Source organism: Streptomyces sp. NPDC107546 (assembly GCF_055639175.1).
In genome coordinates, this window is sequence record NZ_JBVKBA010000006.1 from 144,354 (window position 1) to 159,483 (window position 15,130).

Here is a 15,130-nt window from a genome sequence, read left to right on the forward strand (position 1 = left end):
GACCTGTCTCACACTGCCGGCCGTCGCGCCGTGCCGAGCCCGGCCCCTTCGCAACGGCATGCGGTTGGACAACCGTGGTACGCCCTGCCGTAGGTTGCGGAGCTGTTCGTTCGGAAGCGTGTGCAGTCGAGAAGGGTCCCAGTAGTGAGCGAGATCAAAATGCCGGGCGTCCTGCAGGGCTTCAAGGCCTTCCTGATGCGTGGAAACGTCGTCGACCTGGCGGTCGCGGTGGTGATCGGCGCCGCCTTCACCGGCATCGTGAACTCCGTGGTGAAGGGCGTCATCAGTCCGGTCGTGGGTGCGCTCGGCACCAAGAGCCTGGACGGCTACAGCTCCTGCCTGAAGGGACCGTGCACGGGCACCGGCGCGGACGCGACGGGCGTCCGCATACTCTGGGGCTCGGTCCTCGGCGCCACGCTCAACTTCGCGATCACAGCCGCCGTCGTCTACTTCCTGATGGTCCTGCCCATGTCCAAGTTCCTGGCCCGGCAGGAAGCCCGCCGCAAGGCCAAGCACGGCACCAGGGACGTGTCCGAGGTGACCGAACTGGAGGTGCTCGAGGAGATCCGCGACGCCCTCCTCGCGCAGCGCAGCCCGAACCGGACCGACGCCTGACGGACGCCAAGACGCGCCACATCACGCAGGACAGGGCCCACAACGGGCCCTGGCCCTGTGACGGTTCTCACAGATGGTGGGGCGGCTTCTCGTCCAGGAACCGCGCCAGATCGGCAGCGCTGTCGCCGCCAGGGCGGGGCCGCTCGCCCCACCCCAGGTCCGTGTCGTCCGACGACTGCGTCGTCAGCGGGTCGTCGAAGACCAGGGCGTTCTTGGGCTCGGGCTTCGCATCCCGCGGTTCGCGGTCGGGGGTGGACGTCGGGGTGGCGCTCATAGCCCCAGCGTACGTCTCCGCCGCACCAGGACGCGGCGTCGCGGCTTCGCAGGGGAGGGGCGCTCGCCACGGGGTGACACCGACGGGGCGGATTCCTGCGGCGCGGTGTCACGAGCGGCGTCCGGCGAAGGATCATGGGCCCATGACACGTGACGCTCTGACAGATGTCGCCGGTCTGCGTGTGGGTCACGCCACGCGGATCGGGGACGGCTGGCTCACCGGCACCACGGTCGTCCTGGCGCCGGAGGGCGGCGCTGTCGCGGCGGTCGACGTGCGCGGGGGCGGGCCTGGCACGAAGGAGACCGACGCGCTCGATCCACGCAACTTGGTACAGAAGGTCGAGGCGGTCGTCCTGACCGGGGGCAGCGCCTACGGGCTCGACGCGGCGTCGGGCGTCATGGCCTGGCTGGAGGAGCACGGCCGCGGGGTGCGGGTGGGCCCCGATCCGTCACACGTGGTGCCGGTCGTGCCGGCCGCCTGCGTCTTCGACCTGGGGCGCGGCGGTGACTTCAGGGCCCGCCCGGACGCGGCCATGGGCCGGGCCGCGGTCGAGGCGGCGGCCGCAAGCAAGCCGGGCGCGCCCGTGGCGGAGGGCTGCGTGGGCGCGGGCACCGGCGCGACGGTCGGACCGCTCAAGGGCGGCGTCGGCACCGCGAGCACCGTGCTGGACTCGGGGATCACGGTGGGCGCCCTGGTGGTGTGCAACGCGGTGGGCTCGGCGATCGACCCGGAGACGGGCGCGCTGTACGGGGAGTTGGTCCAGGGCCGGGTCGGCCGTCCGGCGCGAGAGGTGCATGAGGCCGCGCGGCGGCGGCTCGCCGAATCCGCCGCGCACCTCCCGCGCCCGCCGCTGAACACGACCCTCGCCGTGGTGGCGACCGACGCCGATCTCGACAAGGCGCAGGCGCAGAAGCTCGCGGGCGTGGCGCACGACGGTCTGGCGCGCGCCGTGCGGCCGGCACACCTGCTGCACGACGGGGACACGGTGTTCGCGCTGGCGACCGGCGCCCGTCCGCTCCCCGCCGCGGACCCCCTCGCGCTCAACGAGGTGCTGGCGGCGGGCGCGGACCTCGTGACGCGCGCGATCGTACGGGCGGTGCGCGCCGCGGAGCCGGTGGACGGGCCGGGCGGGGCATGGCCGTCGTACGGGGAGTTGTACGGCCCGGCGGAGAGGATATGACGGAAGGACATGAGAGGCCGAAAGGCCCCGGGGTGGCGGGCGATTGTCCCGGTTCTGTCACGTAAGGGCGTGCGGCGTGGCGGAGGGGAACCCTTCAGCGCGGCGTTCGCTCTCTCTCCACGTACTCGAGCGGATCACGCAACCGGACGCACGCCCCGACGACCTGGAGAAGCCTGTGACAACGCCGGACATGCGAGCGCGGCGCGTACTGGGGGCCTGTGCCGCCCTGATGGTCGGCGCCCTGACCCTCACCGCCTGCGGCGGTAGCGCCACCGCCGACAACGACAAGGGCGGCATGGACGCCAAGGAGTCCGCCAAGGTGTCCGCCGCCAGGATCACCATCTCCGCCAAGGACGGTTCGACCGGTGCGTCGATCAACACCACCGGAGTCAGGGTCAGCGACGGCAAGTTGACCCAGGTGAAGATGACGGCGGCGGAAACCGGCACGGCGGTGCCGGGGGAGATCTCCGCGGACGGGACGACCTGGAAGCCGAAGGAGCAGCTGGACCGCGGGACGAAGTATCAGATCTCCGCCACCGCCAAGGACGCCGACAATCGGGTCGCCGCCGCCAACTCCATCTTCACCACGGTCACTCAGGCGGGCAGCTTCATCGGCACCTACACGCCCGACGACGGGGCGACGGTCGGTGTCGGTATGCCGGTGTCCTTCACGTTCGACAGGGCGATCACCGACAGGAAGGCCGTGCAGTCGCACATCACGGTGACGTCCAGCAGCGGCCAGCAGGCGGTGGGGCACTGGTTCGGCGCGCAGCGCCTGGACTTCCGGCCCGAGGAGTACTGGAAGGCCGGCTCCAAGGTCACCATGAAGATCGACCTGGACGGTGTGGAGGGCGCGAACGGCGTCCGCGGTGTGCAGAAGAAGACCGTCACGTTCACCATCGGACGCTCCCAGGTCTCCACGGTGGACGCGAAGACCCAGACCATGACGGTCGTGCGGGACGGCAGGACCATCAGGACGATTCCGGTGTCGACCGGCAGCGCGCAGCACACGACGTACAACGGGCGGATGGTGATCTCGGAGAAGTTCCCGCAGACGCGCATGAACAGCCAGACGGTCGGTCTCGGCGGCGAGTACGACATCCCGGACGTGCCACACGCGATGCGGCTGACGACCTCCGGGACCTTCATCCACGGCAACTACTGGTACAACCAGGGCAATCCGCCCTTCGGCCGCGAGGGCACCAGCCACGGCTGCGTCGGCATGGAGGACGTGCAGGGCGCGCGGGGGAACACGATCGCCAAGTGGTTCTACGACAACTCGCTCATCGGTGACGTCGTGATCGTCGAGAACTCCCCCGACACGACGGTCGCACCGGACAACGGCCTCAACGACTGGAACATGCCGTGGAGCGAGTGGACCGCCGGAAGCACGGTGTGACCGGCCGCCCGACCAGCCCCGTGAGCTGCCGTTCCATCAGGGGCATATGACAGCGGATCAGGCCGCGGGGGAATCAGTCGTGCGGCCCATCCGTTTTCCCACCGTGGGTTTTCCCGGTTCTCAGGCACGTGCCCGAGCGAGGGGCTACGGTATGCACCCACAAGGTGACATGCAGCAACGCCGGGAGAAACCTTGAGCGTTCCGTACGAGACGGCAGCGTACGAGCCGACCGAGTCGCCGGAGTCCCCTGAGGAGCACCTCGCGCGACTCCTCGGCCGCGCCCTGAACTCCTTCGAGCTGCCCGACGAGACGATCGGGCGCCTGGACTGCGCGCTGGCGTACGACAGTTCACTGCACTCCGCGCACCACAGCGCGGGGCTGCACCGGGAGACATACCGGCACACCTGGCTGCTCGCGGACGGCACGGCGGTCACCCTGTGGGAGCTCGTCCACAACACGGCGCCGGGCGGCCATCTCCAGCACGAGGTGTACGTGGACACGGAGGAACTGCAGACCGCCACGGCCCGGCTCCCGCTGCCCTCGGACACACCGGACTTCGAACTGCCGGTGCCGGCGCAGCTGTCCCCGGTCCCCGAGCCCCGTCACGCGTATGTGCTCGACGGCTCGGCGGACCACGCGCGCCGACTGCTGCGCCGGGCGGAGAACCCGGACCGGCCGGGCGCGGACCTGTCGACGTTACTGCTGGACTCGGCCTTCGCACACGAGATCACGCAGGCGTTCGGGCGGCCGCGCCGGGCCGGTCAGGCGGGGGCGGCGCTGTGCTTCTCGCTGTACGAGCACGCGTTCCTGCTGCGGGACGGCCGGGAGCTGTCCCTGTGGGAGGTCGAGCACACGGCGACACCGGACGGCCGGCACATGTGCGAGGTGTACGCGACCGAGGAGGCGGCCCGGGAGGCGATGGAGCGCCGCGCGGCGACGCTGGGCCAGCCGGCGGACACCGTTTAGCGCCTGGTGGCGGCACTAGTTTCCGGAGTGTCCCTGGGAGCGGCCGTCGCGGAAGCGCCGTACCAGGTTGGCGAAGGCGTCCCGTTCGGCAGAGGTGAGGTGGACCGAGTCCCAGTGGGGGGCCGCCCATCGCTGCCGGGGCACGCCACGGAGGGTTCCGCGCCGGATCACGCCCTTGCGGTACTGGCGGTGCATTTGGAACAGGCCGATCACCCAGAGGCCGGTCGCTATGGCGGCGACGACCACGGCGACCACCAGGGGGATCGACTCGTGCGCGGACATGCCTCCAGTAGACACCACCAACCGGGCTTCCAGCGCCGGACCGTGACCAATCTCGCAGGTGCGACCACTGTGACGAGCACGACGAGTACGGCGAGTCGAGGCGAAGGCGGGCAAAGGACGAGGTAAGCACGCCGGAACGCGGTTGGGCCGCGCCCCTGTTGAGGGGCGCGGCCCAACCGCGTTGTCACTACCGCCGGATCAGGCGGCGACGGGCTGCTTGGAGTCCCGGGCCGACGCCGACGCTCCCGCGGCCTCCTTCGCGAAGCCCTCGGGGCTCTGCTTGCGCATGCCCTTCAGGATCACCACCAGAGCCGTGGTCACACACACGCCGGCGACGAGGGCGACCAGGTAGAGGAACGGGTTGCCGATCAGCGGGACCACGAAGATGCCGCCGTGCGGGGCGCGCAGCGTGGCGCCGAAGCCCATTGACAGTGCGCCCGTGATGGCGCCGCCGACCATGGACGAGGGGATGACGCGCAGCGGGTCGGCCGCCGCGAACGGGATCGCGCCCTCGGAGATGAAGGAGGCGCCGAGCACCCAGGCGGCCTTGCCGTTCTCGCGCTCGGTGTGCGTGAACAGCTTGCCGCGCACGGTGGTGGCCAGCGCCATCGCCAGCGGCGGGACCATACCGGCGGCCATCACCGCGGCCATGATCTTCATCGCGGAGTCGCTCGGGTTGGAGACCGCGATACCGGCGGTGGCGAAGGTGTACGCGACCTTGTTGACCGGGCCGCCGAGGTCGAAGCACATCATCAGGCCGAGCAGGGCGCCGAGCAGAATGGCGTTGGTGCCGGACAAGCCGTTCAGCCAGTCGGTGAGGCCCTTCTGCGCGGAGGCGATGGGCTTGCCGATCACGACGAACATCAGGAACCCGACGATCGCCGAGGAGATGAGCGGGATCACCACCACCGGCATGATGCCGCGCAGCGCCTGGGGGATGTCGATCTTCTGGATCGCCATCACCACACCACCGGCGAGGAGACCGGCCACCAGGCCGCCGAGGAAGCCCGCGTTGATGGTGAGGGCGATCGAACCGCCGACGAAGCCGGGCACCAGGCCGGGGCGGTCCGCCATGCCGTATGCGATGTAGCCGGCCAGGACCGGGACTAGGAAGCCGAAGGACACGGCGCCGATCTGGAAGAGCAGCGCGGCCCAGCTGTCGCCCTGACTCCACACGAAGTGGTCCATGACCGACGGCGCCTTGTTGATCTTGTAGCCGCCGATCGCGAAGCCGAGGGCGATGAGCAGACCACCCGCGGCGACGAACGGGACCATGTAGCTCACGCCGGACATCAGCCACTTGCGCAGCTTGGTGCCGTACCCCTCGCCGGACTCGCCGACGCGCTCCACGGGCGTACCGCCGGAGGCCGGAGCGGTCGCCTCGCCGCGCTCGGCCTTCGCGCGCACCTCGGCGATCAGCTCGGCGGGCCGGTTGATGCCCGCCTTCACGCCGACGTCGACGGTCGGCTTGCCGGCGAAGCGGTCCTTCTCCCGCACGGGGACGTCATGGGCGAAGATCACCGCGTCCGCCGCCGTGATGACGGCCGGGTCGAGCCGGGTGAAGCCGGCCGAGCCCTGCGTCTCGACGACGAGTTCGACACCCGCCTCGCGGCCCGCGTTCTCCAGCGACTCGGCGGCCATGTAGGTGTGGGCGATACCGGTCGGGCAGGAGGTGACGGCGACGATACGGAACGGGCGCCCGTCCGCCTCCTCACCGGCCGCCTCCAAGGAAGCGGCGGAGGCGGCGGGCTCCTCGACCACCGCCGGGGCCTCGGCCGCCGCCGGAGCCTGGGCCGCCGCCGGAGCCTGGGCCGCCGCCGGAGCCTCGTCCCCGCGGATGAGCGCGGCCGCGGCCGCCGCGTCGTTCACCGACCGCAGGGCGGAGGTGAACTCGGTGTTCATCAGCTGGCGGGCCAGTGAGGACAGGATCGTCAGGTGCGCGTCGTCCGCGCCCGCCGGGGCGGCGATCAGGAAGATCAGGTCGGCCGGGCCGTCCGCGGCGCCGAAGTCGATGCCCCGGGCGCTGCGCCCGAAGCCGAGGGTCGGCTCGGTGACGTGCTCGCTGCGGCAGTGCGGTATGCCGATGCCGCCGTCGAGGCCGGTCGGCATCTGTGCCTCGCGGGCGGCCACGTCGGCGAGGAAGCCTTCCAGGTCGGTCACCCGGCCCTGGGCCACCATCCGCTCGGCGAGGGCACGGGCCGCCGCTTCCTTGGTGTCGGCGGACAGGTCGAGGTCGACCAGGTCCGCGGTGATCATCTCGCTCATCGCGGGCTCCTTCGCACGCGTATCGCCCGGGGGTTGTCGTGGGCGGTGGTGGGGACGGGGGGGAGGTGAGGTGCTACGGGGAGGGACGGGGCGGCGCGGTCGGGGAAACCCCGCCTCCGGGTGACCACGGCGGGTGCGGCCGCCTTCCGCCGCGTCGGGTGCGCGCTCATGAGACGGGCTCCGTCAACACGCGGTCCACGGGTACCTCCGACGTGACGGTGACGGCGGAGAGGTCGAGGTCGGCGGGGGTCGGCATCACACTGCCGGGCAGTTGCACCGCTGCGGCGCCATGGGCGACGGCCGAGGCCAAGGCCTCCGGGCCGCTGCCGCCCGCGATCAGAAAACCGGCGAGAGAGGAGTCGCCGGCCCCGACGTTGGAGCGTACGGCATCGACGCGGGCGCTGCCGAACCATGTGCCGGCGGCGTTGACCAGCAATTGTCCGTCCGCGCCGAGGCTCGCGAGCACGGCGCCCGCGCCCATCGCGCGCAGCTCCTCGGCCGCCTTGGCCGCGTCGCCCACCGTGACGAGGGGGCGCCCGACGGCCTCCGCGAGTTCCTCGGCGTTCGGCTTCACGACGTCGGGGCGCTCGCGCAGCGCCTCGAGGAGCGCGGGGCCGGAGGTGTCGAGCGCGATCCGGGCGCCCGCGGCGTGGGCACGGGCCACCAGGTCGGCGTACCAGGACGGGCCGAGGCCGCGCGGGAGGCTGCCGCAGCAGGTGATCCAGGTGGTGTCGGCCGCCTGGTACTGCGCACGGGCCGTCTCCAGGAGGAGTTCGGCCTCGGCCGGGGAGAGCTCCGGACCGGGCGCGTTGATCTTGGTGAGGGTGCCGTCCGGTTCGGCGACCGCGATGTTGGAGCGGGTGGCTCCGGCGATCGGGACCGGTGCGACGTCGATGCCCTGAGCGTGCAGCAGGTCGGCGACGAGCGCGCCCGGGGCGCCGCCGAGGGGCAGGACGGCGACCGTGCGCTGCCCGGCCGCGGCGACCGCGCGTGAGACGTTCACGCCCTTGCCGCCCGGGTCCACCTGTTCTCCGGTGGCCCGGATGACCTCGCCGCGGTCCAGGGACGGGACCTCGTACGTGCGGTCGAGGGAGGGGTTCGGGGTGACGGTGAGAATCATGCGCGCACTACTTCCGTGCCGCCGCGCTCGATCGCGGTGGCGTCCTCGGGGCTCAGGCCGCTGTCGGTGATCAGCAGGTCCACATCACCGAGGTTGCCGAAACGGGCGAAGTGCTCCTGGCCGTGCTTGGAGGAGTCGGCGAGCAGCACCACCCGGCGCGCGGCGCGGATCGCTGCGCGCTTGACGGCGGCCTCGGCGAGGTCGGGCGTGGTCAGTCCGTGGTCGGCGGAGAAGCCGTTGGCGGCGATGAACACGACGTCGGCGCGGATCTCTCCGTAGGCGCGCAGCGCCCAGGCGTCCACGGCGGCGCGCGTACGGTGCCGGACGCGCCCGCCGACCAGATGGAGCTGGATGCCGGGGTGGTCCGCGAGGCGCGCAGCGGTGGGCAGGCCGTGCGTGACGACGGTGAGCTGCGCGTCGAGCGGGATCGCCCCCGCCAGCCGGGCGACCGTCGAACCGGCGTCGAGGATCATCGTGCCCCCGCTCGGCAGCTCCGCGAGGGCCGCCTTGGCGATGCGGTCCTTCTCGTCGGCCGCGGTGGACTCCCGTTCGGCCAGGTCCGGCTCGAAGTCGAGGCGCCCGGCGGGGATGGCGCCCCCGTGCACCCGGCGCAGGAGGCCCGCGCGGTCGAGGGCCTTGAGGTCGCGGCGGATCGTCTCGGCCGTGACCTGGAACTCCTCGGCCAGCGAGACGACATCGACCCGGCCGCCGTCACGGGCGAGCCGGAGGATCTCCTGCTGGCGCTCCGGCGCGTACACGCCCGTTCACCTCCGATCATGCCCGAACGTGTGGTTTCAGTCGGAGGCTACGTCCGAATTTCCGGAAAGTAAACAGGTTGGGGCTACAGAACGGACACGAACGGGCGCGGTGTGCTGCAGGGGGCTTGGCCGGTTCGGCTACCGGGCTGCCCCGACGGGTTGTACGCCGTCTGTGGGTTGCGTGCGGTTGCTCGCGCCGTTCCCCGCGCCGCTGTCGGGGCCGTCGCCCACGCCGCTGTCGGGGCGCTCCGCGGCACCGCCCTCGACATGCTGCGCCGGTCGCTTGGGCAGCGCGAACATCAGCAGGAAGATCACGAGCATCACCGCCGCCACCCAACCGAGCGCGTGCTGAAAGGCGTGCACGAAGGCCGGCCCCACCTGTACGGGGGTCAGCCGGTCGTCGATCTCGCCGAAGAAGACCACCGACACGAGCCCCAGGCCGAGCGCGTTGCCCATCTGCTGCACCGTGTTGATCAGGCCGGACGCCGATCCGGAGTGCTCGCGGGGCACCTCGGACAGGATCGCGTCCGTCAGCGGGGCGACGATCAGGCCCATGCCCACGCCCATGACCACCAGCGGCAGCGCCATCTGCCAGGAGGCGATCGACTGGCCGTACCGGTGGGCCTCCGCCATGTAGAGGAGCACACCCGCCGCCATCACCAGCGCACCCGCCTGCAGCACCTTGCGGCCGAAGCGCGGGACCAGCTTCTGCACCGACATCCCGGCCGCGGTGGAGACCGCGATCGAGAACGGCACGCCCGTCAGTCCGGCCCGCAGCGCGCTCCAGCCGAGGCCGACCTGCATGTACAGCGTCCAGACCAGGAAGAAGACGCCGAGGCCGACGCCGAACACCGTCTGCACCGCGATGCCCGCCGCAAAGCTCTTCACCCGGAACAGGGACAGTTCGACCAGCGGGGAACCGTCGCGCGCGGCCTTGCGCCTCTCGTACGCCACCAGCGCCCCGAAGACGACGAGGGCGCCCGCCATCGACGCGTACCCCCACAGCGGCCAGCCCAGCTCCCGGCCGCGGGTGAGCGGGTAGAGCAGCATCAGCAGACCGAGCGTGACCAGGGCGACGCCGACGAGGTCGAGGCGCAGGGCCCGCGGAGCCTTCGACTCGGTGATGAAGCGCCGGCCGAGGAGGTACGCGGCGACGCCGACCGGCAGGTTGATCAGGAAGATGGGCCGCCACTGAAGCCCGTACAGGTTCCACTCGGTGAGCAGCGCGCCGAGGAGCGGCCCGGAGACGGCACCCAGCCCGACGATCGCGCCGAACAGGCCGAAGACCTTGCCCCGCTCGTGCGCCGGGAAGGTGGCGTGCACGATCGACAGCACCTGCGGCACCATCATCGCGGCCATCGCGCCCTGCAGGATCCGGGAGGCGACGAGCATCTCCGGGTTCGCGGCGAATCCGCACAGCGCCGAGGCGAGCGTGAAACCGCCGACGCCGATCAGGAAGAGCCGTCTGCGGCCGTGGATGTCGCCGAGTCGGCCGCCGGTGATGAGTCCCGCGGCGAAGGCGAGGGCGTAACCGGCGGTGATCCACTGGATCTGGCTGAAGGAGGCGCCCGCGTCCCGCTGGATCGACGGGATGGCGATGTTGACGATCGTGACGTCGACGAGGTCCATGAAGGCCGCGGTCATCACGATCGCGAGCGCGAACCAGCGTCGGCGGTCGCCCGCGCCGACCGTACTGCTGCTGAGTGTCTCGGTGGAGGTCATGCCCCGAACCTAGGAGTGCATTAGGTCAGATCACGTCCTAGTTCTCCGGCATCCTCGACACATGACAACCGACACTCCGGCCCGGCTCCTCCAGTTGCTGTCCCTCCTGCAGACACCCCGCGAGTGGCCCGGCGGCGAGCTCGCCGAGCGGCTCGGGGTGTCCCGGCGCACCGTGCGGCGGGACATCGACCGGCTGCGCGAGCTGGGCTACCCCGTGGAGGCCAGCAAGGGCGCCGACGGCGGTTACCGGCTGGTCGCCGGGAAGGCGATGCCGCCGCTGGTTCTGGACGACGAGGAGGCCGTGGCGATCGCCGTAGGGCTGCGGGCGGGCGCCGGGCACGCGGTGGAGGGCGTGGAGGAGGCCTCGGTACGGGCACTGGCCAAGCTGGAGCAGGTGCTGCCGAGCCGGCTGCGCCACCGCGTCACCACGCTGCAGGCCGCCACCACCGCCCTGGCCAGCGGCGACGGGGCGAGCATCGCACCGGAGACACTGACCGTGATGGCTTCGGCGATCGCGGGCCGGGAGCGGCTGCGGTTCGCCTACCGCTCCGGGGACGGCACACCGTCGCAGCGCCTGGCGGAGCCGTACCGGCTGGTGTCGACGGGGCGCCGCTGGTACCTGGTCGCCTACGACCTCGAGCGTGAGGACTGGCGGACGTTCCGGATGGACCGGGTCGCCGAGCCGTTCGCGACGGGTGCCCGGTTCGCGCCGCGTGAGCTGCCGACCGGGAGCGCGGCGGAGTATCTGCGGCAGTCGGTGTACCGGCGGCAGGAGACCTACGAGTTCGAGGCGACCTTCGCCGCCCCCGCCGACTTCGTCGCGGCACGCATACCCCGGTGGGTCGGCGCTCCCGAGCCGCTCGACGAGCACAGTTGCCGACTGCGGGGTGAGGCGAGCGACTCGGTGGAGTGGCTCGCGGTGCGGCTCGCGCTGGTGGACTGCGAGTTCACGGTGCACCGTCCGGCCGACCTCGTCGCTTCGGTACGGGACCTGGGGGCGCGGCTGAGCCGGGCGGCGGGGTGAGGCCGCGGCCGAACCGGGCGCCGCTCGGTCAGGGATGCGCCTAGGCGGTACTGCTCAGCTACGGCAGGTCATGCCGCGTGGCACAATCTGCCATCCGGGCCGCCCCGGGGTTCAGGTCCGGGGCGGCCCGGTCGACGTGCCCCTGCCGTGGCCGGACATACGTAGAGCCGGGCCCCGGCGCCAGGGGGGAGTGGCGCCGGGGCCGGCCCGGGGAGAGTCCCGGCGCCGGGGGGAGTGCGTCGGGACTCGGCTCTGTGGATGTGCGAACCGTGCGGTCGCGGGACCCGGAGGTCTTGTGCCCCGGACCCGCGTGTTCGATGCGGGGCAACTGCACCGTCGTCACGCCGCCGCGTCGAAGCCGGTCTGGCGGGCCAGCTTCTTCAGCTCGAGCAGGGCGTGCTTCTCGATCTGGCGGATGCGCTCACGCGTCAGGCCGTGCTCCTTGCCGACCTCCGTCAGCGTGCGCTCCCGGCCGTCCTCGATGCCGTACCGCATCTTGATGATCGAGGCCGTGCGGTCGTCGAGCCGGCCGATCAGGTCGTCCAGCTCCTCGCTGCGCAGCAGCGTGAGCACCGACTGCTCCGGCGACACCGCGGAGGTGTCCTCGAGCAGGTCGCCGAACTGGGTCTCGCCCTCGTCGTCCACCGACATGTTCAGCGAGACGGGGTCACGCGCCCAGTCGAGGACGTCGCTGATGCGCTCCGCCGACGAGTCGAGCTCGGCCGCGATCTCGGCGGGCTCGGGATCCCGGCCGTTCTCACGGTTGAACTCGCGCTGGACACGGCGGATGCGGCCCAGCTCCTCGACCAGGTGGACGGGCAGCCGGATGGTGCGCGACTGGTCGGCTATCGACCGCGTGATCGCCTGGCGGATCCACCAGGTGGCGTAGGTGGAGAACTTGAAGCCCTTGCGGTAGTCGAACTTCTCGACGGCGCGCACCAGGCCCGCGTTCCCCTCCTGGATCAGGTCGAGCAGCGGCAGGCCGCTGCGCGGATAGCGGCGCGCGACGGCGACGACCAGTCGGAGGTTGGAGCGGATGAAGATGTCCTTGGCCCGCTCCCCCTCGGCGACCAGGGCCTCAAGCTCCTCACGGGTGGCATCCGCCTTGGCCTCCTCCTCACCGTCGAGGATCTGCCGTGCGAACACGCCCGCCTCGATGATCTGTGACAGCTCGACCTCCTTGGCGGCGTCGAGGAGGGGCGTACGCGCGATCTCGTCGAGGTACATGCCGACCAGGTCGCGGTCGGCTATGTCGCCCTGGGCGCGAACACTGCTTGCCGCGGCGTCGATGGTTTCGCCCTCGGCGGCCTGGCGACGGGCGACGGCACGGGTTGCCATGCGTGCTCCCTTGCGATGGTGGGCTAGCGGATGGTCTGGTAACGATTCGGCCACCCTTCCGGGTGCCCTGCATCCGAAGGAAACAACGACTGGAATCCGGACAGAATTCCCAACCCGCCCCTCATTTTTTCTGATCATGCAGTACCCTGTCCCGCCACACTGAGGGGCGGGGCAATGGCAGGGCGTAGGCACGTGCAGGTCAGGCCGGGAGCCGAGGGCGACCTCGAAGCTCTCACCGACATCTACAACCACTACGTGCGTGAGACGCCGATCACATTCGACACCACGGCCTTCACGGCCGAGGACCGCCGCCCCTGGCTGCTCTCCCACTCTGAAGACGGGCCGCACCGGCTGATGGTTGCCGCGGACGCCGAGTCACAGCAGATCCTGGGGTACGCCACATCCAGCGCCTTCCGCCCGAAGCCGGCGTACGCGACCTCGGTCGAGGTCACGATCTACCTCGCCCCGCACGCGACCGGCCGCGGCGTCGGCGGACACCTCTACAGGGCCCTCTTCGAAGCCCTTGCGGGCGAGGACCTGCACCGTGCGTACGCGGGCATCGCCCAGCCCAACGAAGCGTCCGTACGTCTGCACGAACGCTTCGGTTTCCGACACGTCGGCACCTACCGCGAGGTGGGCCGCAAGTTCGGGCGGTACTGGGACGTGGCCTGGTACGAGAAGGACCTCCAGCAGGGCCTCGATCAGGACGCGTAGCGTCCGGCCACCGTCATCCGAACTGCACCGACCGCTTCGCCATTCCCATCCAGAAGCCGTCGATCACGGACCTCTGGGCGTCGAGCTCACCGCCGGCCTCCGCCGCGCCCATGGTCACGAACAGCGGGGCGAAGTGCTCGGTGCGCGGGTGGGCGTACCGACCGGCCGGGGCCTTGTTCAGGAAGTCCAGCAGGGCGTCCCAGTCGCGCGTCTCCAGGGCGCGGCGGCCCCAGTCGTCGAACTCCGAGGACCAGGCGGGCACTCCCCCGCCCGTGTGCCGCAGGGCCGCCAGGTTGTGGGTGAAGAAGCCGGAGCCGACGATCAGGACGCCCTCGTCGCGCAGCGGGGCCAGCTTGCGGCCGATCTCCATCAGCTTCACCGGGTCCAGTGTCGGCATGGAGATCTGCAGGACCGGGATGTCGGCCTCGGGGAACATCTCGACGAGTGGGACGTACGCGCCGTGGTCCAGGCCCCGGTCCGGGATGTCCTGGACGGGGGTGCCGGGGGCGCGCAGCAGCTTGCGGACGGCGTCGGCGAGCTGCGGGGCGCCCGGGGCCTCGTACCGCACCCGGTAGTAGTGCTCGGGGAAGCCCCAGAAGTCGTAGACCAGCGGGACGGTGCGCGTCGCGCCGAGGGCGAGCGGGGCCTCCTCCCAGTGGGCGGAGACCATCAGGATCGCCTTGGGGCGCGGCAGGTCGGCGGACCAGGCGGCGAGCTGGCCGGGCCAGATCGGGTCGTCGGCCAGCGGGGGCGCACCGTGGCTCAGGTAGAGGGCGGGCATGCGCTGGGGCGCGGTGCGCTCCTCGACGGCGGCGGACATGGCGGCGGCTCCCTTCGTACGGCAACGGTGCGGCGTGCCCCTGAAGACTGATTGCTTGAAAACTCAAGCTCTCTCATCGGCGAGGTTACGCCGCACTTGTTTAAAATTCAAGAAGGCGGCTCGTACAGTGGAGTCATGAAGACGGCACCCGCTGAGGACACCCGCTGGCTCACCGACGAGGAACAGCGCATCTGGCGTGCGTACATGCACGCCGTCACCCTGCTCGAGGACCACCTCGACCGCCAGCTGCAGCGCGACGCGGGCATGCCGCACGTCTATTACGGACTGCTCGTCCAGCTCGCCGAGGCGCCGCGGCGGCGGCTGCGGATGACCGAGCTGGCCATGCGGGCGAAGATCACGCGCTCCCGGCTCTCGCACGCCGTCGCGCGCCTGGAGAAGAGCGGCTGGGTGCGGCGCGAGGAATGTCCCTCCGACAAGCGGGGGCAGCTCGCGGTCCTCACGGACGAGGGGTACGAGGTGCTGGCACGCACCGCGCCCGGCCATGTGGCGGCCGTGCGCCAGGCCCTGTTCGACCGGCTCACCCCCGAGCAGCAGAAGTCCCTCGGCGACATCATGGCGATCATCGCGGAGGGGCTGCAGCCCAAGGACGCGGGGGCGGACCTGCCCTGGCTCCGCTGAGCCGACGGACGGAC

Annotated in this window: 15 protein-coding genes; 7 read left to right on the plus strand and 8 right to left on the minus strand. The window is 71.3% G+C overall.

From position 1 onward, the window contains the following. The first annotated feature begins 144 nt into the window (after window positions 1–144). Entirely contained in the window at window positions 145–615 is a 471-nt protein-coding gene (mscL, locus tag ACZ7L1_RS11065; protein ID WP_471436095.1) for a large conductance mechanosensitive channel protein MscL, read from the plus strand. A 67-nt stretch (window positions 616–682) separates the two neighbouring features. On the opposite strand, the gene ACZ7L1_RS11070 is transcribed toward mscL, so the two are convergent. After that, window positions 683–889, minus strand: a complete 207-nt coding sequence (locus tag ACZ7L1_RS11070; RefSeq protein WP_471436097.1) for a hypothetical protein — start codon at window positions 887–889, stop codon at window positions 683–685. A 142-nt stretch (window positions 890–1,031) separates the two neighbouring features. On the opposite strand from ACZ7L1_RS11070, the gene ACZ7L1_RS11075 reads away from it, so the two are divergent. The 3 genes from ACZ7L1_RS11075 to ACZ7L1_RS11085 all read left to right on the plus strand — a co-directional run bounded on the left by ACZ7L1_RS11075 (window position 1,032) and on the right by ACZ7L1_RS11085 (window position 4,434). After that, window positions 1,032–2,069: a P1 family peptidase gene (locus ACZ7L1_RS11075; protein ID WP_471436099.1), complete on the plus strand. Its 1,038-nt coding sequence runs from the start codon at window positions 1,032–1,034 to the stop codon at window positions 2,067–2,069. A gap of 175 nt (window positions 2,070–2,244) precedes the next feature. Next, window positions 2,245–3,468: a L,D-transpeptidase gene (locus ACZ7L1_RS11080; RefSeq protein ID WP_471436100.1), complete on the plus strand. Its 1,224-nt coding sequence runs from the start codon at window positions 2,245–2,247 to the stop codon at window positions 3,466–3,468. A 192-nt stretch (window positions 3,469–3,660) separates the two neighbouring features. Then, window positions 3,661–4,434 (plus strand): DUF6227 family protein, encoded by a 774-nt coding sequence (locus ACZ7L1_RS11085; protein WP_471436101.1) that lies wholly within the window; start codon window positions 3,661–3,663, stop codon window positions 4,432–4,434. 15 nt (window positions 4,435–4,449) lie between these two features. Here the strand turns inward: ACZ7L1_RS11085 and ACZ7L1_RS11090 are convergent, their stop codons facing one another. The 5 genes from ACZ7L1_RS11090 to ACZ7L1_RS11110 form a co-directional block, all read right to left on the minus strand. Then, window positions 4,450–4,716 (minus strand): hypothetical protein, encoded by a 267-nt coding sequence (locus ACZ7L1_RS11090; protein ID WP_471436102.1) that lies wholly within the window; start codon window positions 4,714–4,716, stop codon window positions 4,450–4,452. Window positions 4,717–4,914: 198 nt separating this feature from the next. Continuing rightward, window positions 4,915–6,981, minus strand: coding sequence for a PTS fructose transporter subunit IIABC (locus tag ACZ7L1_RS11095; protein ID WP_471436103.1), 2,067 nt, complete (start codon window positions 6,979–6,981; stop codon window positions 4,915–4,917). A gap of 166 nt (window positions 6,982–7,147) precedes the next feature. Further along, window positions 7,148–8,101, minus strand: a complete 954-nt coding sequence (gene pfkB, locus ACZ7L1_RS11100) for a 1-phosphofructokinase (protein ID WP_471436105.1) — start codon at window positions 8,099–8,101, stop codon at window positions 7,148–7,150. Next, on the minus strand, window positions 8,098–8,859 hold the full coding sequence (locus tag ACZ7L1_RS11105) for a DeoR/GlpR family DNA-binding transcription regulator (protein WP_471436106.1): 762 nt from the start codon (window positions 8,857–8,859) through the stop codon (window positions 8,098–8,100). The genes pfkB and ACZ7L1_RS11105 overlap by 4 nt, the downstream gene beginning before the upstream one ends. A 138-nt stretch (window positions 8,860–8,997) precedes the next feature. Then, on the minus strand, window positions 8,998–10,581 hold the full coding sequence (locus ACZ7L1_RS11110; protein WP_471436108.1) for an MFS transporter: 1,584 nt from the start codon (window positions 10,579–10,581) through the stop codon (window positions 8,998–9,000). Window positions 10,582–10,642: 61 nt separating this feature from the next. Between ACZ7L1_RS11110 and ACZ7L1_RS11115 the strand changes: the two genes are divergently transcribed. Continuing rightward, window positions 10,643–11,605 (plus strand): helix-turn-helix transcriptional regulator, encoded by a 963-nt coding sequence (locus ACZ7L1_RS11115; RefSeq protein WP_471436109.1) that lies wholly within the window; start codon window positions 10,643–10,645, stop codon window positions 11,603–11,605. 339 nt (window positions 11,606–11,944) lie between these two features. On the opposite strand, the gene ACZ7L1_RS11120 is transcribed toward ACZ7L1_RS11115, so the two are convergent. Continuing rightward, the gene (locus tag ACZ7L1_RS11120) at window positions 11,945–12,943 is read right to left on the minus strand and encodes a sigma-70 family RNA polymerase sigma factor (RefSeq protein ID WP_468237119.1); all 999 of its coding nucleotides are present in this window, start codon (window positions 12,941–12,943) and stop codon (window positions 11,945–11,947) included. Window positions 12,944–13,117: 174 nt separating this feature from the next. Between ACZ7L1_RS11120 and ACZ7L1_RS11125 the strand changes: the two genes are divergently transcribed. Then, window positions 13,118–13,657: a GNAT family N-acetyltransferase gene (locus ACZ7L1_RS11125; protein ID WP_471436111.1), complete on the plus strand. Its 540-nt coding sequence runs from the start codon at window positions 13,118–13,120 to the stop codon at window positions 13,655–13,657. Window positions 13,658–13,670: 13 nt separating this feature from the next. Here ACZ7L1_RS11125 and ACZ7L1_RS11130 read toward each other — a convergent pair whose 3' ends face one another. Continuing rightward, window positions 13,671–14,477 (minus strand): dioxygenase family protein, encoded by an 807-nt coding sequence (locus ACZ7L1_RS11130; RefSeq protein ID WP_471436113.1) that lies wholly within the window; start codon window positions 14,475–14,477, stop codon window positions 13,671–13,673. A 135-nt stretch (window positions 14,478–14,612) separates the two neighbouring features. Between ACZ7L1_RS11130 and ACZ7L1_RS11135 the strand changes: the two genes are divergently transcribed. Beyond that, window positions 14,613–15,116: a MarR family winged helix-turn-helix transcriptional regulator gene (locus ACZ7L1_RS11135; RefSeq protein ID WP_471436114.1), complete on the plus strand. Its 504-nt coding sequence runs from the start codon at window positions 14,613–14,615 to the stop codon at window positions 15,114–15,116. Window positions 15,117–15,130: the final 14 nt, after the last annotated feature.